This window comes from Streptomyces sp. NPDC051561, from assembly GCF_044454195.1.
GTDB lineage: Bacteria > Actinomycetota > Actinomycetes > Streptomycetales > Streptomycetaceae > Streptomyces.
The window spans coordinates 38,478-61,161 of record NZ_JBITDM010000009.1; the positions used below are offsets into that span (position 1 = coordinate 38,478).

Below are 22,684 nucleotides of genomic sequence, written 5' to 3' on the forward strand. Positions count from 1 at the left end.
CCCCCGGGGGGCGGCCCCGCCGCCCAAGCGGGCTACCGGTGGTGGGAGGGCAGCGGCCTCGCCGCCCAAGGGGGCTGACGGGGGCGTAGTGGTGGGCCGTGGGGCTGTATGGGTGCGGGGGTGTGGCGGTCGGGTGTTGTTGGGGGGAGTCGGGCGCGGGGTTGACGGATTGTAAGGGAAGGGCTTCGAAGCTGCTGCCTGGTGGGTGGTCCGCCATCAGGTTTCGGTGCCCTAGGAGCAGAGCCGCGTGGTACGACGATGCAGAAGTGGTGGGTTGCGCGCGCGCACCGGCAGAGCTGGGGCGGTGGTCCGCTCGGTCGCCCGCAAGGCGTTGGTCGGTACGCTGGCGGTGGGGCTGGTGGGGCTCACGCCTCTCCCCGCGTACGCCGCCGACCACCCGATCCAGAAGGACGCGGCGGCCAAGGTCGACTGCGACCGGCTGTACTACTCGAACTACCTGAGCGGTTCGCAGTTCGACAACGACACCGCGGGCAATCCGGTGATCACCAACCGGGTCGTGTCCAAGCGGCCTTCGGGCAGCACCCTGCCCGCCTACTGGTCCACCAACATGGCCGCCGGGCGCGACCCCGACACCCAGAAGCCCACCCTCTTCTACGCCAACTACACGACCGGCAACCGGACCCTGTACAAACAGGTCCAGGGCTCGGACAAGGTCACCGACGTGATCTCGGGCGGACAGGGCCGCCAACTGCCGCCCGGGTACAACTGGGGCGGGCTCGGGGCGGACCCCAAGTCGGACACCCTGTTCGGCGCGGAGAACCTCAGCTACAACAAAGAGTTCTTCTCGATGGACCTGAAGACCGGTGTGAGCAAGGTCTTCAAGCCGAAGGCGGCCGACCCGGCCGACACCATCTGGTCCGGCTACTACTCGGTCCCCGACATCTTCGTGGACGCCGACGGATTCCCGTACATGGGCGTCTACTCCGGCTCCGCCACCTACCTCTACCGCATCGACGTCGCCAAGGAGACCGCCACCAGGATCCTGCAGATCACCGGGCCCGGCGCGCAGGGCGGCTCCCTGTACGGCATGGCCTGGCACAAGGACGCGGTGTACGTCGGCAACTACTCCGGCCAGCTCTACCGGGTGGACCCGGTGACCGGTGTCTCCACCACGGCCTCCGGCGCGGGCTACGTCGAGGGAAACCGCGCCGGCACCCCCACCTCCGAGAACGGCGGCAGCTGGCCCATCACCGACCTCGCCAGCTGCAGCGTCGCGCCGCCGCTGGTGCCCACCCTCAAGGTGAGCAAGTCGGCCTCGGTGAACGGGAGCCCGGCCACCAAGGCCAAGGCCGGTGACAAGGTCACGTACACGGTCAAGCTGGCGAACACCAGCGCCGTGGCCTACCCCGCCGCGAGTGCCACCGACAACCTCACCGAGGTGCTCAAGCACGCGACGTACAACAACGACGCGACCGCGAAGGACAGCAAGGGCACGACCGCCGGGACCTTCTCGGCGACCCCACCGCCCTCGCTGGTCTGGGGCGGCACCGTCCCGGCGGGCGAGACGGTGACGCTGACGTACTCGGTCACCGTCAAGGCCGGTGTGCCGGAGGGGGCCAGGCTCCGCAACACCGTCGTCGGCAATCCGGACACCAACTGCCCAGCCGGTTCCACCGATCCGGACTGCGGCACGGACGTCCCGCTGGAGGACACCGCACAGGTGACCGTCGTCAAGACGTCCTCGCCCAGCAGCGTGAAGCCGGGCGGGAAGGTCATCTACACGATCACCCTCACCAACGCGACCCGCGTCGACCACCCGGCCGCCAAGGTCGAGGACGATCTGACGGGCGTGCTCGGCGCGGCGACGTACAACGGCGACGCGGCGGCGAAGGACGGCACGGGGGCGGCGCTCACCGCACCCACGTACACCGCGTCCAAGCTGAGTTGGTCGGGCACGGTCAAGGCGGGCGGCAAGGTCGTCCTGACGTACAGCGCGACCGTACGCAACCCGCTGCCCGCCGGGCAGACGAAGCTGGCCAACGCCGTCACCTCGGACGTTCCCGGTGGCTGTCCGGCCGGCAACACCGATCCGGACTGCGGCACGGTCACCCCGATCGCCAAGCTGAGGATCGCCAAGTCCAGTGCGCCGCGCAGCCCCAAGGCCGGTGACAAGGTCACGTACACCGTCACGCTGACCAACGACGGCGACGCGGACTGGACTGGCGCCACGACCCGCGACGACCTCACGGACGTCGTCGACGACGCCACGTACAACGCCGACGCGAAGACCACCACCGGCGGTGCGGACACCGACACCCAGCCCGAGTACAACACCGCCGCCAAGCGGCTCAGCTGGGCCGGCACCGTCGCGGCCGGATCCACCGTGACGCTCACCTACTCGGTCACCGTGGGCACCCCGCCCGCCGGGAACAAGCGGCTGACCAACACCGTGGTCGGCCCGGACGGCTCCAACTGCGCGCCGGGCACCGGCGACCCCGACTGCGACGACGACAACCCCGTCAGCGGGCTGAAGATCAAGAAGGTCGCGAGCTCGTCGGCCGCCAGGCCCGGCCAGAAGATCACCTACACGGTCACCGCCGTGAACACCGGCGGCGCGGTCGCCAGGGGCGTCACGCTCACCGACGACCTGACCGGTGTGGTCGACGACGCGACGTACGGGGACGACGCCGTGACCAGGACGGGCGGAGCGACCACCGCCACCCAGCCGTCGTACGACGCGGGGACGAGCAAACTGACCTGGACCGGCGACATCGCCGCCGGAGCCACCGTCACCCTGACGTACTCCGTCACCGTCAAAAAGCCCCCGGCCGGTGACAAGAAGCTCACCAACGCCGTGGTCGGTCCCGACGGGTCCAGCTGCCCGCCGGGTTCCACCGATCCGGAGTGCACGAGCGTCACCCCGGTCGGCACGGTGGAGATCCGCAAGACCGCCGACGTGACGGACGTGCGGCCCGGCGAGCGGGTCACCTACACGGTGACCGTCCGCAACACCGGGGAGGGCGACTACAAGGGCGCCTCCTTCACCGACGACCTCAGCGGTGTCCTCGACGACGCCACCTGGGCCGACCTGGTCACCAAGACGTCCGGGCAGACCGTCTACGACCCGGCGGGCCGGACCCTGAAGTGGACCGGGGACGTCGCCAAGGGCGGGACGGTCACGGTCACCTACTCGGTCACCGTCGGAAAGCCCCCGGCCGGTGACAAGATCCTGAAGAACGCCGTCACCGGCGACGGCAACTGCCCGCCAGGCTCCACCGACCCCGCCTGCGGGACGGTCACCCCGGTCAAGTCGCTGACCTTCAAGAAGACCGGCGGCCCGCAGAACCCGAAGACGGGCGACATCGTCACGTACACCGTGACCGTCACCAACACCGGCGGCGTCGACTACGACGGCGCCTCCTTCACCGACGACCTGACCGACGTGCTGGACGACGCCACCTGGGGCGACCTGATCACCAAGACGTCGGGGGGTACCGAATACGACCTGGCGGGCAAGTCCCTGACCTGGACCGGAGACCTCGTGGTCGGCGCCACGGCCACGATCACCTACAAGGTCGTGGTGACCAACGCGGGCGACAAGTACCTGCGCAACGTCGTCAGCGGCGACGACTCCAACTGCCCGCCGGACTCCGCCGATCCGGACTGCCGGGAGGTCCTGCCCAGGCCAGGACTGGAGATCCGCAAGACGGCCTCGCCCAGCACGGCGAAGTCCGGCGGCACGGTGACCTACACCGTGACCGTACGCAACACCAGCCCCGACGCCGACTACGACGGGGCGGCCTTCACCGACGACCTCAGCGGCGTCCTGGACGACGCCGCCTGGGCGGACAAGGTCACCGCCACCGCCGGTACGACGGCCTTCGACGCCGGGGCGAAGACGTTTGGCTGGAGCGGCGACGTCCCCCGGGGAACCACCGTCACGGTCACCTACCAGGTCACTGTCGGCAAGCCCCCGGCCGGCGACAAGCAGCTGAAGAACGCGGTCGTGGGCCCCGAGGACTCCACCTGCCCGCCGGGCTCCGCCGACCCCGCGTGCGGGACGGTCACACCGGTCGGCACGGTCGAGATCAAGAAGACGTCCGCGCCCACGAACGTGAAGGCGGGCCAGCGGGTCACCTACACGGTCACCGTCCGCAACACGGGCGAGGCCGACTACGACGGGGCGTCCTTCACCGACTCCCTGAGCGGCGTCCTCGACGACGCCGCCTGGGGCGACGCCCTCAGCGCCACCAGCGGTACCGCGACGTACGACGCGGCGGGCAAGAAGGTGAGCTGGACCGGGAACGTCGCCAAGGGCGCGACGGTGACGGTGACGTACTCCGTGACCGTCGGTAAGCCGCCCAAGGGCGACAAGGCACTGAAGAACGGGGTCACCGGCGGCGACAACTGCCCGCCCGGCACCACCGACCCCGACTGCTCCACCATCGACAGCGTCGCCCTGCTCGACCTGAGGAAGACCGCGTCCCCGACCACCGCCAAGCCCGGCGAAAAGGTCACCTACACGGTCGTGGCGAAGAACGCGGGCAGCGCGACCTACACCGGTGCTTCCTTCGAGGACGACCTCACCGGAGTGCTCGACGACGCCACGTACAACGGCGACGAGAAGGCGGACGGCGGCACCGTCGACTACACGGCGCCGAAGCTGACCTGGCGACATGACCTGCCCGCCGGAGCCACCGTCACGATCAGCTACTCGGTCACGGTCGACAGGCCGGTGACCGGCGACAAGGTGCTGAGGAACGGCGTCACGGGCCCGGACGACTCGACCTGCCCGCCCGGCTCCACCGACCCCGAGTGCACGCCTGTCGTACCGGTCGAATCGCTCGCCCTCCGCAAGACGGCCACCCCCGCCGACCCGAAGCCGGGGGACAAGGTCACCTACAACGTGACCGTCACCAACACCGGCGGCGCCGCCTACCGGGGCGCTTCCTTCACCGACGACCTGACCGGTGTGCTCGACGACGCCACCTTCAACCAGGGCGACCTGAAGGCGGACTCCGGGAAGGCCGCCTACACCCGGCCCGAGGTGACCTGGACCGGCGACGTGGCGGTCGGCGGGACGGTCACCGTTCTCTACACGGTCACCGTCGGCAAGCCGCCCCAGGGCGACAAGAAGCTCACCAACGCGGTCGTCGGACCGTACAGCTCGAACTGCCCGCCCGGCTCCACCGACCCCGAGTGCGGCACGGTCACCCCGGTGCCCGCGATCGTCGTCAAGAAGTCCGCGAACCGCACCGAGGTGGACAAGGGCGACAAGGTCACCTACACCGTCACCGTCCGGAACGCCGGGGAGGCCGACCACCCGGGCCTCACCCTCACCGACGACCTGTCCGGTGTGCTCGACGACGCCACCTGGGACGACACCGCCACGGCGGACCCGGGCACGGTCAGCTTCACGGAACCCGAGCTGACGTGGTCAGGCCCGCTGCCCAAGGGCGCCACCGCCACCCTCACCTACACGGTCACCGTCACCCACAAGGGCGACAAGCACCTGTGCAACACGGTCGTCGTGCCGGACTCCAACTGCGAGGCGGGCTTCGGCGATTCCGACTGTGAATCCGTGGTTCCGCCGGGACCGGACAGCGAGGCCAAGGGGATCGAGGTCGTGAAGACGGCCGCCCCGTCCCCGGCCCACGCGGGCGGCAAGGTGACCTACACCCTGCTCATCCGCAACGTCGGCAACGTCGTCTTCGCGGGTGCCCGCGTCACCGACGACCTGACCGGGGTGCTGGACGACGCGACGTACAACAACGACGCCAAGGCCTCGGCAGGCAGCGTCGGCTTCCGTACGCCGCGGCTGACCTGGACCGGCGACCTCGCGGTCGGCGCCTCGGCGACCGTCCGCTACTCGGTCACCGTCGGCAGCCCGCCGGCCGGTGACAAGGTGCTGCGCAACACCGTCGACGGCGGTGACAGGTCCAACTGCGATCCCGGGGCCACCGTCCGCCGGGCCGCCGACCCCAGGTGCGGCACCCGGACCCCCGTCCAGGCCATGGCACTGCGCAAGACGGCCACGCCGAAGAAGGTGGAGCCGGGCGGCGTCGTGACCTACACGGTCACCGCGCGCAACACCGGGACCGCCCCCTACCCGCGGGCGACCTTCACCGACGACCTGAGTGAGGTGCTCGACGACGCGACGTACAACGCCGATGCACGGGCGAGCAGCGGCACGGTCCGCCAGGCAGGTGACCGGCTCGTGTGGAGCGGGCCGCTCGCCGTCGGGCAGACGGTACGGGTGACGTACTCGGTCACCGTGCGCCGCGATCCCATGGACATGGGTGACCTGAAGCTGCGCAACGCGCTCACCAGCACCGCCCCGGGCGGCAACTGCCGCACGGCCGGTGAGCCCGGCTGCGGCACCTCCACCGAGGTCGTCGTACCCCCGAAGCCGGTCGAGCCGGTCGAGCCGGTCAAGCCGGTCAAGCCGCTTCCGGAGACCGGAACCGGCGATTCATGGATGCTCGGCAGCGCCATGGCGGTCCTGCTGCTGAGCGGTGGCGGCCTGCTCCTGCTCGTACGGAGGCGCAGCTGACCGAGCAGCGGTGAGAAGCGCGTGAGCGGTACAAGGGAGGGCCCCGGCGCGGCGTCGCCGGGGCCCTCCCGCCTGCCGTGCGCTCCCACCGGCCGGAACTGTTTCGCGGGCACCGCCGCGCGACCCATAGGATTGGGCGCAATAACCACACCGCACATCAACCCCTGAGGATCGCTGCATGCCTGGCATCACGCGCGAGGAGGTCGCACACCTCGCTCGGCTGGCGCGTCTGGAGCTGAAGGCCGAAGAGCTGGAGCACTTCGCCGGTCAGCTCGACGACATCATCGGCGCGGTCGCCCGCGTCTCCGAGGTCGCCGACCAAGACGTACCGCCGACCTCCCACCCGCTGCCGCTGACGAACGTCATGCGCGCGGACGAGGTACGCCCGTCGCTCACCCCCGAGCAGGCGCTTTCCGGCGCCCCGGCCCAGGAGCAGCAGCGTTTCAAGGTGCCGCAGATCCTGGGGGAGGACTAATCAGCATGACCGAGATCATCAAGATGACGGCCGCACAGACCGCCGAGAAGATCGCCTCCGGCGAACTCACGGCAGTCGAGGTCACCGAGGCCCACCTGGCCCGGATCGAAGCCGTCGACGAGAAGGTGCACGCCTTCCTGCACGTCGACCGCGAGGGCGCCCTCGCGCAGGCCCGCGCCGTCGACGCCAAGCGCGAGGCGGGCGAGAAGCTCGGCCCGCTGGCCGGCGTACCGCTCGCGCTCAAGGACATCTTCACCACCGAGGGAATCCCGACCACGGTCGGTTCCAAGATCCTCGAAGGCTGGATCCCGCCGTACGACGCGACGGTCACCAAGCGCCTCAAGGCCGCCGACGTGGTCATCCTCGGCAAGACCAACATGGACGAGTTCGCCATGGGGTCCTCCACCGAGAACAGCGCCTACGGCCCGACCGGCAACCCCTGGGACCTCACCAAGATCCCCGGTGGCTCCGGTGGCGGTTCGTCCGCCGCCCTCGCCTCCTACGAGGCCCCGCTCGCCATCGGCACGGACACCGGCGGTTCCATCCGCCAGCCCGCCGCCGTCACCGGCACCGTCGGCGTCAAGCCCACCTACGGCGCGGTCTCCCGCTACGGCATGGTGGCGTTCTCGTCCTCGCTGGACCAGGGCGGGCCCTGCGCCCGTACGGTCCTGGACGCGGCCCTCCTGCACGAGGTCATCGCCGGGCACGACCCGCTCGACTCCACCTCCATCGACGCCCCGGTCCCGCCGGTCGTCGAGGCGGCCCGCAACGGCAGCGTCGAGGGCATGCGGGTCGGCGTCGTCAAGCAGTTCCGCGGCGAGGGCTACCAGGCCGGTGTCCTCCAGCGCTTCGACGAGTCCGTCGAACTGCTGAAGAAGCTCGGCGCCGAGATCGTCGAGCTGGACTGCCCGTCCTTCGACCTGGCGCTCTCCGCGTACTACCTGATCGCGCCGTCCGAGTGCTCGTCCAACCTGGCCCGCTTCGACGCCATGCGTTACGGCCTGCGGGTCGGCGACGACGGCACCCGCTCGGCCGAGGACGTCACCGCCCTCACCCGTGAGGCCGGGTTCGGCGACGAGGTCAAGCGCCGCATCATCCTGGGCACCTACGCACTCAGCTCCGGCTACTACGACGCGTACTACGGCAGCGCCCAGAAGGTCCGCACGCTCATCACGCAGGACTTCGAGAAGGCCTTCGAGCAGGTCGACGTGATCGTTTCGCCGACCACGCCCACCACCGCCTTCGCGATCGGCGAGCGCGCCGACGACCCGATGGCGATGTACCTCGCGGACCTGTGCACCATCCCGACCAACATGGCCGGCAACTCCGCCATGTCGCTGCCCTGCGGCCTCGCGCCGGAGGACAACATGCCGGTCGGGCTCCAGATCATCGCCCCCGCCCTGAAGGACGACCGCCTTTACAAGGTGGGAGCTGCCGTAGAGGCCGCCTTCGTGGAAAAGTGGGGGCACCCGCTGCTTGAGGAGGCACCGTCGCTATGAGCCCCATGCCCATCAAGGCCAAGGGATTCAAGAATTCCAAGGCCGGTACGTACCTGTCGATCGGCTCCACCGCCTTCGGCGCGATCAGTGTCGCCAAGCAGGCCCGGATGGCCCGCAAGGACAATGACACGCTCCGTCTCGTCGACGCCGTTGTCTCCGCCGCCGCCATCGTCACCGGCCTCGCTCTGCTTTACCGCGAGCTGAAGAAGCTCGGCGACGACGACGTCCTGCTGGGCTGAGAGGGAAAGTTTCACCGTGACTGTCACCACCGACCTCGTGTCGTACGAGGACGCCCTCGCGACGTACGACCCCGTCATGGGTCTTGAGGTCCACGTCGAGCTCGGCACCAAGACCAAGATGTTCTGCGGCTGCTCCACGGAGCTCGGTCAGGACGCCAACACCCAGACGTGCCCGACCTGTCTCGGTCTGCCCGGCGCCCTGCCGGTCGTCAACGAGATCGGCGTCGAGTCCGCCATCAAGATCGGCCTCGCGCTCAACTGCGAGATCGCCGAGTGGTGCCGCTTCGCCCGGAAGAACTACTTCTATCCGGACATGCCGAAGAACTTCCAGACCTCCCAGTACGACGAGCCCATCGCCTTCAACGGCTACCTCGACGTGCAGCTGGAGGACGGCGAGATCTTCCGCGTGGAGATCGAGCGCGCCCACATGGAGGAGGACACCGGCAAGTCCACGCACGTCGGTGGCGCGACGGGCCGTATCCACGGCGCCTCGCACTCCCTGCTGGACTACAACCGGGCCGGCATCCCGCTCATCGAGATCGTCACCAAGCCGATCGAGGGTGCGGGCGAGCGCGCTCCCGAGGTCGCCAAGGCGTACGTCGCCGAGCTGCGCGAGGTCATCAAGGCGCTGAACGTGTCCGAGGCCCGGATGGACAAGGGCCAGATGCGCTGCGACGTGAACCTCTCGCTGCGCCCGCACGGGCGCGAGGAGTTCGGCACGCGTTCCGAGACCAAGAACGTGAACTCGCTGCGTTCGGTGGAACGCGCCGCCCGCTTCGAGATCCAGCGGCACGCCGCGGTGCTCAACGGCGGCGGCACCATCCTCCAGGAGACCCGTCACTTCCACGAGGAGGACGGCTCGACGACGTCCGGTCGCATCAAGGACAACGCCGAGGACTACCGCTACTTCCCCGAGCCGGACCTGGTTCCGGTGGCCCCCGCACGCGAGTGGGTCGAGGAACTGCGCGCCGGTCTCCCGGAGATGCCCCGGGTCCGCCGCAACCGCCTGCGCGAGGAGTGGGGGGTCAACGAGCACGACATGCAGTCGATCCTCAACGCCGGTGCGGTCGACTCCATCGTCGCCACCATCGAGGCCGGTGCCGACTCGGCGTCCGCCCGCAAGTGGTGGATGGGCGAGCTGGCCCGTAACGCCAACGAGACCGGCCGGGCGATCGACGAACTGCCGATCACGCCCGAGCAGGTGGCCCGGGTTGCCGCCCTGGTCGCCGCCGGTGACCTCAACGACAAGCTGGCCCGCCAGGTCATCGAGGGCGTCCTCGCAGGTGAGGGCGGTCCCGACGAGGTCGTCGAGAAGCGCGGCCTGAAGGTCGTCTCGGACGACGGTGCGCTGGGCGCGGCGGTCGACGAGGCCATCGCGGCCAACGCGGGCATCGCGGACAAGATCCGTGGCGGCAAGGTCGCGGCGGCGGGCGCGCTCGTCGGTGCGGTCATGAAGACGACCCGGGGTCAGGCGGACGCGGCTCGCGTGCGTGAACTGATCCTGGAGAAGCTGGGCGTCGAGGGCTGACGTTCCACCGACGCTGTCACGTCTGTACGTTTCGAGGGGCCCCGGTCGAGATTCCGCGACCGGGGCCCCTCGGCGTGTGCCGGGTGGTGAACCATCGGATCCGATAGTTGCGTCCTCACCAGGAACGGCGCACGGAACTACGGGGGGCGCGGTGTCCAGGACGTACGACAGGGACTTCGACCACAGGGGGTCCTACGTCGATGAGGACGAGAACCACCTGGACGAGGGCCACGTGGACGACGACCGGGGCCACCGCGACAACTGGGACGGCAGCCGTGGCGAGGACCGCCGCCGCAGACCCCGCACCTGGCCCGAGGGGCGGCACTGGGGCCGGGACGGGAAGGGCCGGGGCTCCTGGCGGCGCGGCAGGCTGATCGCGCTGTGCGCGGTCGCGCTCGGGCTGCTGCCGGTCCTCCACGCGCTGGTACCGGACTTCCGGGGGGTCGGGAGTCTGCTGGAGACCTTCCTGCCCTGGGCGGGGCTGGTGGTGCTGCCGTTGCTGCTGATGGCGTGGTGGCGGCGCTCGACGCTGGCGCTGGTGGCGCTGCTGGTTCCGGCGGGGGCGTGGGGCGGGCTGGCCGGCAACGCGCTGACCGCGTTCGGCGGTTCGGCGTCCTACGACTTCAGGGTGGTGCAGCACAACATCGCCGACGACAACCCCGACCCGGCGGGCGCCGCGAGGGCGTTGGCGGGGGCCGGGCCCGCGATGATCGCGCTGGAGGAGGTCACCCCCGGGGTGGCGGCCAAGGTCTCCGGCGTACTGAAGGCGGAGTACCCGCACCGGGCGGTGCTGGGGACGGTCGGGCTCTGGTCGCGGTTCCCGCTGCGGGACGTACGGCCGCTGGACCTCAAGCCGCGGTCGATCGCCGGGCCCTGGCAGCGCGGGCTGCGGGCGACGGCGCTGACCACCCAGGGGCATGTGGCGGTGTACGTCGCGCATCTGCCCTCGGTACGGGCGGGCTGGCCCGAGGGGCTGAGGACCGGGCCGCGCAACGAGGCCGCCGAACGGCTGGGGGCGGCGCTGGAGGCGGAGACCGTGGACCGGGTGCTGCTGCTCGGCGACCTCAACGGGACCACGGACGACCGGGGGCTCGACCCGGTGGTGTCCCGGTTCGACGACGCGGGGCGGGGCTTCGTCTTCAGCTGGCCGCGCAGGTTCCCGGTGGTGCGCCTGGACCATGTGATGGTGCGGGGGGCCGAAATCGTACGCCTGGACACTCTCGCCGTGACCGACAGCGATCATGTGCCGGTCATCGCGGAGCTTGAGTTCTAGCAGGCGGGCGGTGCCCTGGGGCTTGGACTCCCGCACCCGGTACATGGACGTTAACCGCCAGTCCTGCCGCAGTACTTCTCCCTGCCACGCCGCCTCAGTACTTTCCCGACATCACCACTCACCCGGGAGGCCCCCTTGACCACTGACCTCACCCGCAGACGGCTGTTCGCGATCGGCGGCGGGGCGCTCGGCGTCGCGGCCGCGGGATCGTTGCTGCCGCCGTCGCTGCAGGCCGCCATCGCCGCGGAGAAGCGCCCGCCGGCCGGTGGGCTGCGCGCCATCAAGCACGTCGTCGTACTGATGCAGGAGAACCGGTCCTTCGACCACTACTTCGGCACCCTGCGCGGCGTCCGTGGCTTCGGAGACCGCAACGCCATCGAACTGCCCGGCGGGAAGCCGGTGTTCGAGCAGCCGTCGGGGCCGCTGAAGAGCGTGCTGCCCTTCCCGGTACGGGACGCCGCCGACGCGCAGAAGAAGGACCTCCAGTACATCGGCGACCTGGACCACTCCTGGGACGGCGGCGCCAAGGCCTGGAACCAGGGCTGGATGAACGGCTGGGTGACCGCCAAGACCGGCGCCACCATGGCCTACTACGACCGCCGCGACATCCCCCTGCACTACGAGCTCGCCGACACCTTCACCCTCTGCGACGCCTACCACTCCTCCATCCACACCTCCACCAGCCCCAACCGCAACCACCTGTGGTCCGGCTGGACCGGTTACGAGGCCAACGGCACCCGCGCGGTGACCAACGCGGCGTACTCGGAGGGCACCCACCCCGGCTACCCCTGGCCGACGTACGCCGAGCGCCTGGAGAAGGCGGGGCGCAGCTGGCAGACGTACACCGAGTGGGAGAACTTCACCGACAACAACATCGAGTTCTTCACCACCTTCAAGCAGATCGCCCGCAAGGCGCTGGCCAGGACCGGTGGCCACACCTTCATGGAGTCCTTCTACGCGGCGGTGCGCGACACCAAGGACATGGCCGAGCGGGCCAGGCTGCTGGGGCTGTTGGAGGAGGGCGTCGCGACCCTCGACAAGAACGAGCGGTCCCTCTTCGAGCGTGGGCTGCGCCGTGGTGAGACCGGCAGCCTCGCCAAGAACTTCCGTGCCGACATCGCCGCCGGAAAGCTGCCCGAGGTCTCCTACCTGGTGCCCTCGGCGATCGACTCCGAGCACCCGGGCGCCTCTTCCCCCGTCGCCAGCGCCTCCCTCGTCTACCAGGTGCTGGACGCGCTCGCCTCGCATCCGGACGTCTGGCGGCACACCGCCGTACTGATCAACTACGACGAGAACGACGGCTTCTTCGACCACGTCCCGCCGCCCGTTCCGCCGGAGAGCAACACCGACGAGCGCTGGAAGGGCAGGCCCACCGGGCTCGGCATCCGGGTGCCGATGCTGGTGGTCTCGCCGTGGACGGTTGGCGGTTACGTCTGCTCGGAGACGTTCGACCACACCTCGGTGATCCGCTTCCTGGAGCGCTGGACGGGGATCCGTGAGCCCAACATCACCCCGTGGCGCAGGCAGGTCACCGGCGACCTGACCTCGGCCTTCGACTTCCACAAGTCCTACCGGCAGCCCGCCGTGGACCAGCCGGGCGCGATCCCGCCGTTCACCGGGAGGTGGCGTCCGGTGCCGCCCGTGGAGCAGCACATGCCGGTGCAGGAGCCGGGGCGGCGGCGGGCGAGGGCCCTGCCGTACCAGCCGGATGTGCACGGAAAGGTGGCAGCGGGCGGTGCCTCGCTGAAGCTGTCGGTGCGCAACTCCGGACGCGCCAGCGCGCACTTCGCGCTCTACCCGTACGCCGGTGAATTCACCGTGCCGCAGCACCTGGACGTGAAGGGGCACACGGACTGGACGGTGCCGCTGGCCGGCGACGCGTACCGCTTCACCCTCACCGGACCCAACGGCTTCCGCCGCGAGTTCGCCGGCACCCGGGCGGGGACGGCCGAGGTCTCCACCCGCATCGAGGAGCGCGACCGCGATCTGCACCTCACCCTGACCAACCGCGGTCGCAGGGCCGTCACCTTCACCGTTCAGCCCCTCGCCTACGCGGACGAGGACGATTTGGACGAGCGGCGTCCGAGGCGCGTGACGGTACGTCCCGGGCGCAGCCGCAGCATCGTCCACTCGGCGGACGACGCACACGGCTGGTACGACCTGGCGGTCACCGTCGACGGGGAGCCGGGCTTCCGGCGCCGTCTGATGGGGCACATCGAGAACGGGCGGCCGAGCGTCTCGGGCTGATCCCCGCCCCTGATCCGAATGGCTGTGCGAGGTCGGTGCCGGGCATGCGAAGATCCACGAAAAGTGGCGCTCTGGAAGCGGGGAACGGCGTGTTCGGCATTGACCTTCAGGACAAGGGCGACGGCGGCTCAAGCGCGGTGCTGCGGCCGCTGGAGCCGTGGCGTGCCGAGGAATTCCTGGCGCACCTGGACCGCGGCCGGGAGCACATCGGCCAGTACGTCGGCCTGCCCGACGTGGTGAAGGACCTGGAGTCGGCGCGCGGTTTTCTCCAGCGGTACGCGGAGAAGACCGCCGCCGACGGCGGGCAGATCTTCGGGATCTGGCTCGACGGAACCCTGGTCGGCGGTGTCATGTTCCGGGTCTTCGACGCGGCGGCGGGCAACTGCGAGATCGGCTGCTGGCTGGAGCCCTCGGCGGTCGGGCGCGGCCTGGTGACCCAGGCGTGCCGGGCGCTGGTCGACTGGGCGGTGTACGGGCGCGGCATCCACCGCGTCGAGTGGATCTGCAACCCCGAGAACACCGCCAGCGTCGCCGTGGCCAAGCGGCTCGGGATGCAGCGGGACGGCGGGCGGCGCGAGGCGTATCTGTACCGGGGAGTGCGGCACGACGACGAGATCTGGTCGGTACTGGCACCGGAGTGGCGTGCGGCGGCCCAGTGACGGGCGAGGCCGGGTTTACGTGGGGGGACTTCTTAAGGGGACTCTCAGATACGGGACCTAGCGTGCCGCACATGACTGCCAAGACCCGTACCGAGACCAAGACCGATGCCCCCGTCGAGGCGTCTGCCACTGAGGACGCCGGTGTGAAGGACGCACCGGCCGCCGCATCGGAGGCGTCCGAGACCAAGGACACGAAGACCGCCGAGCCCACCGGGGCCACCGCGACCACCGCGACCACCAAGGACGCCGAGAACTCCGAGCCGGAGCTCACCGCCGAGGAATCCGCCGCCCTGGAAGCCGAGTTGGACGCGGAGGAGGCGCGGCTGGCCAAGTCCTCCGCCGGGGTCGGGTCGGGCGCCGGAGCGATCGTCTCCGCCGGTCTCGGCCTGGTCGCCCTCACCGGCGGCTGGACCGGCCGGGTACTCGCCGAGCGCGAGACCCTGGTCGGCCAGCTCAGCCTCTCCAAGGCGAGCGACCCCGCCGCCCAGATCGACGGGCTCTACGGCAACGCGTGGCACACCACGGCACTGGTCAACGGCGGTTTCGCGCTGCTGGCGCTGCTGGTGGGCGTGGGCGTACTGCTCGCCGTGCGCAGCACCTCCCCGGCCGCGGCCCCGCGCCCGGTGTGGATCAAGGCGGTCGCCTGGGGCGGCGTGGCCCTCGCCGTCATCGGCCTGCTGATCTCCGCCGGAATGTACTTCGACCTCTTCGCGGCGATGCCGTCCGCGCCGGCAGCCACGCCCACCCCGGCCGGATAGGCACCTTTCCGCACCACCGGCCCGTCCCCGCCCGGGGTCGGGCCGGTCGGCGTTCGGGGGCGGACCGGTCGGCTTTCGGCACCGGCTCCTAAGCACCTCACCCCCCTCCTTAGAGACCCCCGGACGTCCCCCGGGCGTCTAAGGCCCCACCTGAGCCCCCGTCTAAGCACCCCCGTGCCCCCGCCAGGCCCCGAAGATCCGGCACTCTCCCGATGCCCCGGCACCCTCTGGGAAGCGAAGCTTCAGTCATCGCAGAACGAGCGATGCGAAGCCGACTCTCCCCGGGGGAACCCAAGATGTTCGAGTACGAGATCCAGCAGAACCGCCACGCCGCCCTCGTCGCCGAGGCCGACCAGGCCCGTCTCGCCCGCACGGCACGCCAGGCCCGCAAGGCCGCCGCACCCACCTCGAAGCTCAACAACCTCACACACCGTGTGACTTCGCTCCGCGATCACTTCACCCACGCCGCCTGACCGGCCGACCGCTATGCGGACAGTGGGTGCCGGAGCGTCGAAGCCCTGTGCGATGCTCGGCGACGTGGAGACCAGGTCAGTCAGTCCCGTGTTCGTCGGCCGCAGTGAAGAACTGAACACGCTGAACGATGCGCTCGCCCGCGCCACCGCGGGCGAGCCGCAGGCGTTGCTGCTCGGCGGCGAGGCGGGAGTCGGCAAGACCCGTCTGGTCGAGGAGTTCGTGGACCGGGTCACCGCCACCACCGGCAGCAATGGCACCAGCAGCACCACCGACACCCCCGAGAGCTCCGCCGCCCCCGTCGTCGCCGTCGGCGGCTGCGTCGAGATCGGTGCCGAAGGCCTCCCCTTCGCGCCCTTCTCCGCAGCCCTGCGCACCCTGCACGGACTCCTCCCCGACGAGCTGGCCACCGCGGCCGCGGGCCAGGAGGACGAGCTGGCGCGCCTCCTGCCCGAACTGGCCGAGAGCCCCGCGTACACCGCCGGCCCCAACGGAGCTCCCGCCTCCGGCGAAGACGCCACCGCCCGCCTCTTCGAGCTGACCGCCCGCCTCCTGGAGCGCATCGCCGCCACCCGGACCGTGGTCCTCGTCCTGGAGGACCTGCACTGGGCCGACGCCTCCACCCGCAACCTCCTCTCCTATCTCTTCCGCACCCTGCGCACCGGCCGCCTGATCGTCCTCGGCACCTACCGCGCCGACGACATCCACCGCCGCCACCCGCTGCGCCCGCTGCTGGCCGAACTGGACCGGCTCCGTACCGTGCAGCGCATCGACCTCCCGCGCTTCACCCGCGAGGAGGTCGACCGCCAGCTCGCCGGAATTCTCGCGGGCGATCCCCAACCCACCGTGGTGGACGCGGTGTTCGGCCGCTCCGACGGCAACGCCTTCTTCGTCGAGGAACTGGCCGTGTCGATGGGCAGCGGCTGCCGCACCGGCCTCACCGACTCCCTCCGCGACCTCCTGCTGGTCCGGGTCGAGGCGCTGCCCGAGAACGCCCAGCGGGTGATCCGCGTGGTCGCCGAGGGCGGATCCACCGTCGAGTACCGGCTGCTGCTCGCCGTCGCCGCACTCGCCGAGGACGACCTGATCGAGGCGCTGCGCCCGGCCGTCGGCGCCAACCTCCTGCAAGCCGCCCCGGGGGGCGACGGCTACCGCTTCCGCCACTCGCTGGTCCGCGAAGCGGTCAGCGACGACCTGCTGCCGGGGGAGCGCTCACGGCTCAACCGCCGGTACGCCGAGGCCCTGGAGGCCGACCCCTCACTGGTCCGCAGCGGGGAGCGCGCCACCCGACTGGCCAGCTACTGGTACGCCGCCCACGACGCGGCCAAGGCGCTGCCCGCCGTACTCACCGCCGCCGTACAGGCCCGCAAGCGCCACGCCCGCGCCGAGCAACTCCAGCTCCTGGAGCGGGCACTGGAACTCTGGGACGACGCCCCGCGCGAGGTCCGCGCCACCCTGCGCCCCATCGACTACGCCGAGGTCTACCCGCCCTGCGGCTGCGACCCGGTCGGCGCCCCGCTGCGCTACCTCGACCTGATGGCCGAGGCCACCGTCGCCGCCCGCCTCGGCGGCGAACGCGAACGCGCCCTCAAGATCGCCAAGAGGGCCCTGCGGCTGCTCGACGAGGACGCGGCGACCGGCCCCGACGGCCGCCCCCGGTACGACGAGGTGGACGCGCTGCGCGGCGCCTGGTTCTGGCTCCAGCGCTCCAAGGCGGTCTCCGGCCTCTCCCGGGGCGACGGCCGCGCCGAACTGGCCACCGCCCAGGAGCTGGTGCGCGGCCTGCCGCCGTCCAAGGTGCACGCGGACATCCTGTCGTACGTGGCCGGCTGGGCCATGCTCCACGAGCCGGGCGCCGAGGCCATCGCCATCGCCGAACAGGCCGTCGAGTACGCCCGGATGGTCGGCGCGGAGGACACCGAACTCACCTCCCGGCTCACCCTCGGCGGCCTGATGGTCGACTCGGGGAACGTCGAGGAGGGCCTCGCCGAAATGCGCGCGGTGCAGGAACGGGCACTGGCCCGGCAACTGATCACCGTCGCCAACCGCTGCCTCGGCAACATCCCCTCCCACCTGGAGTCCGTCGGCCGCTCCCGCGAGTCGGTCGAACTGTGTGCCCAGGGGCTGGAGTACGCCCATGCGCACGGCCTCGTCGACAGTCGGCACTGGATCCTCGGCAACCAGTCCGAGTCCCTCTTCTCACTCGGCCGCTGGGACGAGGCCGACGCCAACTGCCGGCTCACCGAGCGGGCCGAGCCCAGCGCCAAACCGCTCGGCTCCGCGGCACTGCGCCGCACCGAACTCGCCCTCGCCCGGGGCGAACTCGCCGTCGCCGCGGCCCGGCTGACCGACGCCAGCAACCACTTCGGCCTGCACGACCCGATGCCCCAGTACACGCTGCAGCTGCACCGCTTCGGCCTCGCCATCGCGGCAGGCGAGGGCCGCGTCCATGACGCCCGCGCCGAACTGGCCAGGGCCGCCGAGGGCGGCTTCCGTCTCGGCACCCACCGCTTCGCCTGGCCGCTCCTCCTCGAAGCGGCCACCCTGGAGGCCGACAACCGGCACCTTCCGGCCGCCGGCCCCGGCCGCCCCGAGGCCCTCGCCCTCCTTCACACCCATGCCAAGCGCCTGGTCACCGGGGTGCCGTTGTGGCGTGCCTACGACGCCTGGGTACGCGCGGAACTCCTCCGGGCGGAGGGCTCGGACACGCCCGAGGACTGGGCGACGGCGGTGGCCGCCTTCGAGCCGCTCGACCGGCCGTACGACCTGGCCCGGGTACGTCTGCGGCTGGCGGACGTCTTGCTGGAGGTGGGGGTCCCGGGCGCCGGGCGGGCGGCCGAGCGGGGCGCCGATCGGGCTGCCGACCGGGAGCGGGCGGCGGAGCTGCTGCGGCTGGCCGGGGAGGTGGCCGCGCGGCTGGGGGCCCGGCCGCTCGCTGAGAGGGTGGCCGCGCTGGCCCGCCGTACCCGGCTCGTGCCGGCGCCGGTTCTCGCCGGCTCCGCCCCGGAGGGTCCGGCCTTCCGGCTCACCCCGCGGGAACGCGATGTGCTGCGGTTGGTGGCGGACGGGCGCAGCAACCGTCAGATAGCCGAGGAGCTCTACATCTCTCCCAAGACGGCCAGCGTCCACGTCTCCAACATCCTGGCCAAGCTGGAGGTCACCGGGCGTGGTGAGGCGGCGGCGGTGGCCCACCGCCTGGACCTCTTCCGCGAGGAAGCGTCGGCCGGCGGAGCCTGAATCCGGGGTGGGCCGGGGGCGGTGAGGGTGCGACTCCGTCGGGGGCCGCCCCCTTGCCCGCCCGTCCCGCCCCCGGGGGCGGCCCCGCCGCCCAAGCGGGCTGAGGTAATCGGGGAGGGGCGGGAGGGCTCGCCGCCCGAGCGGGCTAGCGGGGCCGAGGGGAGCGCCCCCGGCGTCCCAGCGAGGGCGAGAGGCGGGCGTGAGCCCGCCGCCCGAGCGAGCCGGCAGGGGCGAGGGGGTGTGCCCCGGCAGTCCGCTAATGCACCGAGACTCGCAGGATCCTGTCGTCTCCGGCTTCGGGGGACCCCCGGGAGTCCGTTTCGTTGGTGAGGGCGAGGAGCTGGTCGCCGCCGATTGCCAGCACCGTGCGCAGACGGCCGTACTTCTCCGTGAGGAAGGCTTCCGGGGGAGCCACCACTCCGGCACCCGCCAACGGCACGCGCCACAAGCGCTCGCCCCTCAGGCCGGCCACCCATACCGAGCCCTCCGCGACCGCGATCCCGCTCGGTGATGCCTCGTCCGTCTTCCACTGGGCGACGGGGTCGGCGTAGCCGGGCTTTTTGGCCTTGCCCTCCACGGTCGGCCAGCCGTAGTTCTTTCCGGGCTCGATCAGGTTCAGCTCGTCCCAGGTGTCCTGGCCGAACTCCGCCGCCCACAGCCGGCGGTCCTTGTCCCAGGCGAGGCCCTGCACATTGCGGTGACCGAGCGAGTAGACGACCGAGTCGGCGGACGGGTTGCCGTGCACCGGTTCGCCGTCCGGGGTCATCCGCAGGATCTTCCCGCCGAGCGACTTCGGGTCCTGCGCGAGCTGCGATTCGCCCGAGTCACCCGTACCCGCGTACAGCATCTTGTCCGGGCCGAACACGATCCGCCCGCCGTTGTGGTTGCTCCCCTTGGGGATGCCCCGGAACACCGTGTCCGGTGTGCCCAGCTGCTGTCCGGCGGGACGCTTCTCGTCGTAGATCATGCGGGCGATGCGGTTGTCCGACTCGGTGGTGAAGTACGCGTAGACCTGGTGGTCGGTGGCGAAGGAAGGGGACAGCGCGAGGCCCAGCAGACCGCCCTCACCGGCGGGGGAGACCCCCACCACGCTCCCCACCAGGGTCTGCTTCCCGGTCTTCGCGTCGACCCGGGTGATCGTGCCCTCGTCCCGGGAGGAGACCAGCAGATCCCCCTCCGGCAACGCGGCCATCCCCCAGGGCGACTTGAGCCCCGTGGTGAGCGTCCCCGTCACCTTCGCCGACCCCTTCGCTGGTGCCCCCACCGGGCTCGGCGTACCCGAAGGCACCGCACTCCCGGTCGGCTCGGCATGCCCCGAAGCCGAACTCCCGCCCCCCGGCGGGGTTCCGGCCCCCGGCCCGCCGTCGGTGCATCCCGCCATGAGCAGGAGCGCCGCGGCGGCCAGTACCGCTGACACAGCAGGACGTCGCACGATGTGATCCCTTCCGTCGCGAAAGCCAGGAGGCGGCGCCTCCCCACAGTTCATACACCGGCCGCCGCCGAGCAGGTTCCCGATTCCGGTCCACCACCACGACGTACGATAAACGGAAGGGTCAGTCCCACGACCCCTGTGCCGCGGGCAGATCGCCCAGCTCCGCCAAGTCCAGTTCGGACAGAGTCAGTTCGGCTGCTCCGGCGTTCTCCGTCACCCAGCGCTCGTGCTTGGTCCCCGGCACCGGGATGACATGCCGTCCCCGCCCCAGCACCCACGCCAGCGCCACCTGCGCCGGAGTCACCCCGGGCCCGTGCCGCCCGGCCACCCGCCGCAGCCCGACCAGCAGCGGCTGGTTCGCGGCCATCATCTCGGCGGTGAACCGCGGATGCCTGGCCCGTACGTCGTCGGGCTCGAAGCCCTGACCGGGCGTCAGCGTCCCGGTCAGATAGCCGTTCCCGAGCGGCATCGCCGCCACGAAACCCACCCCGCGCGCCTCGCACCACGGCAGCAGCCGCTCCAACGCCTCCGGCGACCACACCGACAGCTCGGCCTGCACCGCAGCCACCGGGAACACCTGCTGCACCCGCTCCAGTTGGCGCACGGTGTCGTCGTGCAGCCCGCCCGACGCCGGCCGTCCCACCCCCGTACCCGAACGCCGCGAGGCCCGCGCCCCCACCGCGCACATCCCCAGCGCCCGTACCTTCCCGGCCCGTACCAGATCGGCCATCGCGCCCCAGGTCTCCTCGACGGGTATCTCCGGGTCGGCGCGGTGCAGTTGGTAGAGGTCGATGACATCGGTCTGCAGGCGACGGAGCGAGGCGTCGCAGGCCCGGCGGACGTAACCGGGGCGCCCATTGGCGACGATGTGCTGATCACCGACCAGCAGCCCCACCTTCGTCGACACGAAGGCCTCCCGGCGCCGCTCCCGCAGCACCCGTCCGATCAACAGCTCATTGGTGAAAGGCCCGTACATATCTGCCGTATCGAGCAGATTCGCCCCCTGGTCGAGCGCCGTGTGCAGGGCCCGCACGGACTCCTCGCCGCGCTGCCGTGAGCCGGAGTACGCCCAGCTCATCGGCATGCAGCCGAGCCCCACCGCGCCCACTTGGAGCGCTGTGGCCCCGATTGTCCTGCGCTCCACCTTGCCCGTACCCCTCCGTCTTGCCGCACCACCAAACCTAACCGCTGCGGGGCACCCCGACCCGACCCGCCTCCGGCCGGTTAGCCTCCTGACCATGACCGACAACCTCTCCGCGCCCCGCCCCGCCGACGTCTGGCTGCCGATACCCCCCGCCGAGATCGACGCGCTGCCCGACGCCGCCGCGCACCACCTCACCTACCGGTTCTGGGACGGCGCCGCCGACTACCCGGCCGATCCCGCCGACTGCGCCTTCTACGTCGTCCCGTACATGAGGGGACCGGAGGTCGCGGTACGGCCGCTGGCGGAGATGACCGGACTGAAGGTCGTCCAGACCCTCTCCGCCGGCGTGGACCACGTCGTGGACGGACTGCGCCCCGGCCCGCACTCCGGCGTCGCGCTCTGCAACGCCCGCGGCGTCCACGAGGCCTCCACCGCCGAGCTCACCCTCGCTCTGGTCCTCGCCCAGCTGCGCGGCATTCCCGGCTTCGTCGAGGGCCAGCAGCGCGAGGAGTGGCGCGGCGGCTTCTACCCGGCGCTCGCCGACAAGTCCGTACTGATCATTGGATACGGGGCGATCGGCGCGGCCATCGAGGACCGGCTCGCTCCCTTCGAGTGCGCGCGGGTGGCGCGCGTCGCGCGCTCCGCACGCACCACGGAGCGCGGCGCGGTGCACGCGTTCACCGAGCTGCCCACCCTGCTGCCGGAAGCGGACGTGGTGATCGTCTCCACCCCGCTCACCGAGGACACCCGTGGCATGGTCGACTCCGAGTTCCTGTCGAGGATGCGGGACGGCGCCCTCCTGGTGAACGTCTCGCGCGGTCCCGTCGTCGACACCAAGGCGCTGATCGCGGAGGCCGAGTCGGGCCGACTGCGTGCCGCACTCGACGTCACGGACCCGGAACCGCTCCCCGCGGGCCACCCGCTGTGGCACACCCCCGGCGTACTCATCAGCCCCCATGTGGGCGGCAGCACCTCCGCCTTCATGCCGCGCGCCAAGCGGCTGCTGGCCGCCCAGTTGCACCGGTTCGTGGCCGGCGAGCCCCTGGAGAACGTCGTCAGGACACTCGGCTGAGGTGACCGGGGCGGCCGCCCGGCCCCCTCGCCGTACGCCCGAAAAGTCCCCCATCCGACACGCTCCGAAACCGGGCGGGCGCACTCAGTTCCCTTGCCCCCACCGGTAGTTACGGAGAGTAGAGGAACTATGTCCC

At 71.2% G+C, this 22,684-nt stretch carries 14 protein-coding genes; 12 read left to right on the forward strand and 2 right to left on the reverse strand.

All coding sequences use genetic code 11. The annotated features are described in order from the left end of the window. Nucleotides 1–274: 274 nt before the first annotated feature. The 11 genes from ACIA73_RS21115 to ACIA73_RS21165 all read left to right on the forward strand — a co-directional run bounded on the left by ACIA73_RS21115 (nucleotide 275) and on the right by ACIA73_RS21165 (nucleotide 18,900). Nucleotides 275–6,514 (forward strand): LPXTG cell wall anchor domain-containing protein, encoded by a 6,240-nt coding sequence (locus ACIA73_RS21115; RefSeq protein WP_399440168.1) that lies wholly within the window; start codon nucleotides 275–277, stop codon nucleotides 6,512–6,514. Between the two features lie 178 nt (nucleotides 6,515–6,692). Further along, entirely contained in the window at nucleotides 6,693–6,989 is a 297-nt protein-coding gene (gene gatC / locus ACIA73_RS21120; protein WP_165335824.1) for an Asp-tRNA(Asn)/Glu-tRNA(Gln) amidotransferase subunit GatC, read from the forward strand. A 5-nt stretch (nucleotides 6,990–6,994) separates the two neighbouring features. Then, entirely contained in the window at nucleotides 6,995–8,488 is a 1,494-nt protein-coding gene (gene gatA / locus ACIA73_RS21125) for an Asp-tRNA(Asn)/Glu-tRNA(Gln) amidotransferase subunit GatA (RefSeq protein ID WP_399440169.1), read from the forward strand. Beyond that, nucleotides 8,485–8,727 carry a hypothetical protein gene (locus ACIA73_RS21130; RefSeq protein WP_362416023.1) on the forward strand — a complete coding sequence of 81 codons (243 nt, stop codon included), beginning with the start codon at nucleotides 8,485–8,487 and terminating at the stop codon, nucleotides 8,725–8,727. Before gatA ends, ACIA73_RS21130 begins: the two co-directional genes overlap by 4 nt. A gap of 16 nt (nucleotides 8,728–8,743) precedes the next feature. Continuing rightward, the gene (gene gatB / locus ACIA73_RS21135; RefSeq protein ID WP_399440170.1) at nucleotides 8,744–10,255 is read left to right on the forward strand and encodes an Asp-tRNA(Asn)/Glu-tRNA(Gln) amidotransferase subunit GatB; all 1,512 of its coding nucleotides are present in this window, start codon (nucleotides 8,744–8,746) and stop codon (nucleotides 10,253–10,255) included. Between the two features lie 151 nt (nucleotides 10,256–10,406). Then, nucleotides 10,407–11,528, forward strand: a complete 1,122-nt coding sequence (locus ACIA73_RS21140) for an endonuclease/exonuclease/phosphatase family protein (protein WP_399440171.1) — start codon at nucleotides 10,407–10,409, stop codon at nucleotides 11,526–11,528. Nucleotides 11,529–11,663: 135 nt separating this feature from the next. Then, complete coding sequence (locus ACIA73_RS21145) at nucleotides 11,664–13,775, forward strand: phosphocholine-specific phospholipase C (RefSeq protein ID WP_399440172.1); 2,112 nt, start codon at nucleotides 11,664–11,666, stop codon at nucleotides 13,773–13,775. Between the two features lie 89 nt (nucleotides 13,776–13,864). Continuing rightward, a complete protein-coding gene (locus ACIA73_RS21150; RefSeq protein WP_399440371.1) occupies nucleotides 13,865–14,434 on the forward strand; it encodes a GNAT family N-acetyltransferase in 570 nt (189 codons plus the stop codon). Between the two features lie 71 nt (nucleotides 14,435–14,505). Continuing rightward, nucleotides 14,506–15,192 carry a hypothetical protein gene (locus ACIA73_RS21155; RefSeq protein WP_399440173.1) on the forward strand — a complete coding sequence of 229 codons (687 nt, stop codon included), beginning with the start codon at nucleotides 14,506–14,508 and terminating at the stop codon, nucleotides 15,190–15,192. 296 nt (nucleotides 15,193–15,488) lie between these two features. After that, complete coding sequence (locus tag ACIA73_RS21160; RefSeq protein WP_399440174.1) at nucleotides 15,489–15,665, forward strand: hypothetical protein; 177 nt, start codon at nucleotides 15,489–15,491, stop codon at nucleotides 15,663–15,665. A gap of 52 nt (nucleotides 15,666–15,717) precedes the next feature. Further along, nucleotides 15,718–18,900 carry a helix-turn-helix transcriptional regulator gene (locus tag ACIA73_RS21165; RefSeq protein WP_399440175.1) on the forward strand — a complete coding sequence of 1,061 codons (3,183 nt, stop codon included), beginning with the start codon at nucleotides 15,718–15,720 and terminating at the stop codon, nucleotides 18,898–18,900. A 256-nt stretch (nucleotides 18,901–19,156) separates the two neighbouring features. Here the strand turns inward: ACIA73_RS21165 and ACIA73_RS21170 are convergent, their stop codons facing one another. Next, nucleotides 19,157–20,317, reverse strand: a complete 1,161-nt coding sequence (locus tag ACIA73_RS21170) for a PQQ-dependent sugar dehydrogenase (RefSeq protein WP_399440372.1) — start codon at nucleotides 20,315–20,317, stop codon at nucleotides 19,157–19,159. A gap of 136 nt (nucleotides 20,318–20,453) precedes the next feature. Next, nucleotides 20,454–21,476, reverse strand: coding sequence for an aldo/keto reductase (locus tag ACIA73_RS21175; protein ID WP_399440176.1), 1,023 nt, complete (start codon nucleotides 21,474–21,476; stop codon nucleotides 20,454–20,456). Nucleotides 21,477–21,570: 94 nt separating this feature from the next. On the opposite strand from ACIA73_RS21175, the gene ACIA73_RS21180 reads away from it, so the two are divergent. Beyond that, nucleotides 21,571–22,548, forward strand: coding sequence for a 2-hydroxyacid dehydrogenase (locus ACIA73_RS21180; RefSeq protein WP_399440177.1), 978 nt, complete (start codon nucleotides 21,571–21,573; stop codon nucleotides 22,546–22,548). Nucleotides 22,549–22,684 lie beyond the last annotated feature (136 nt).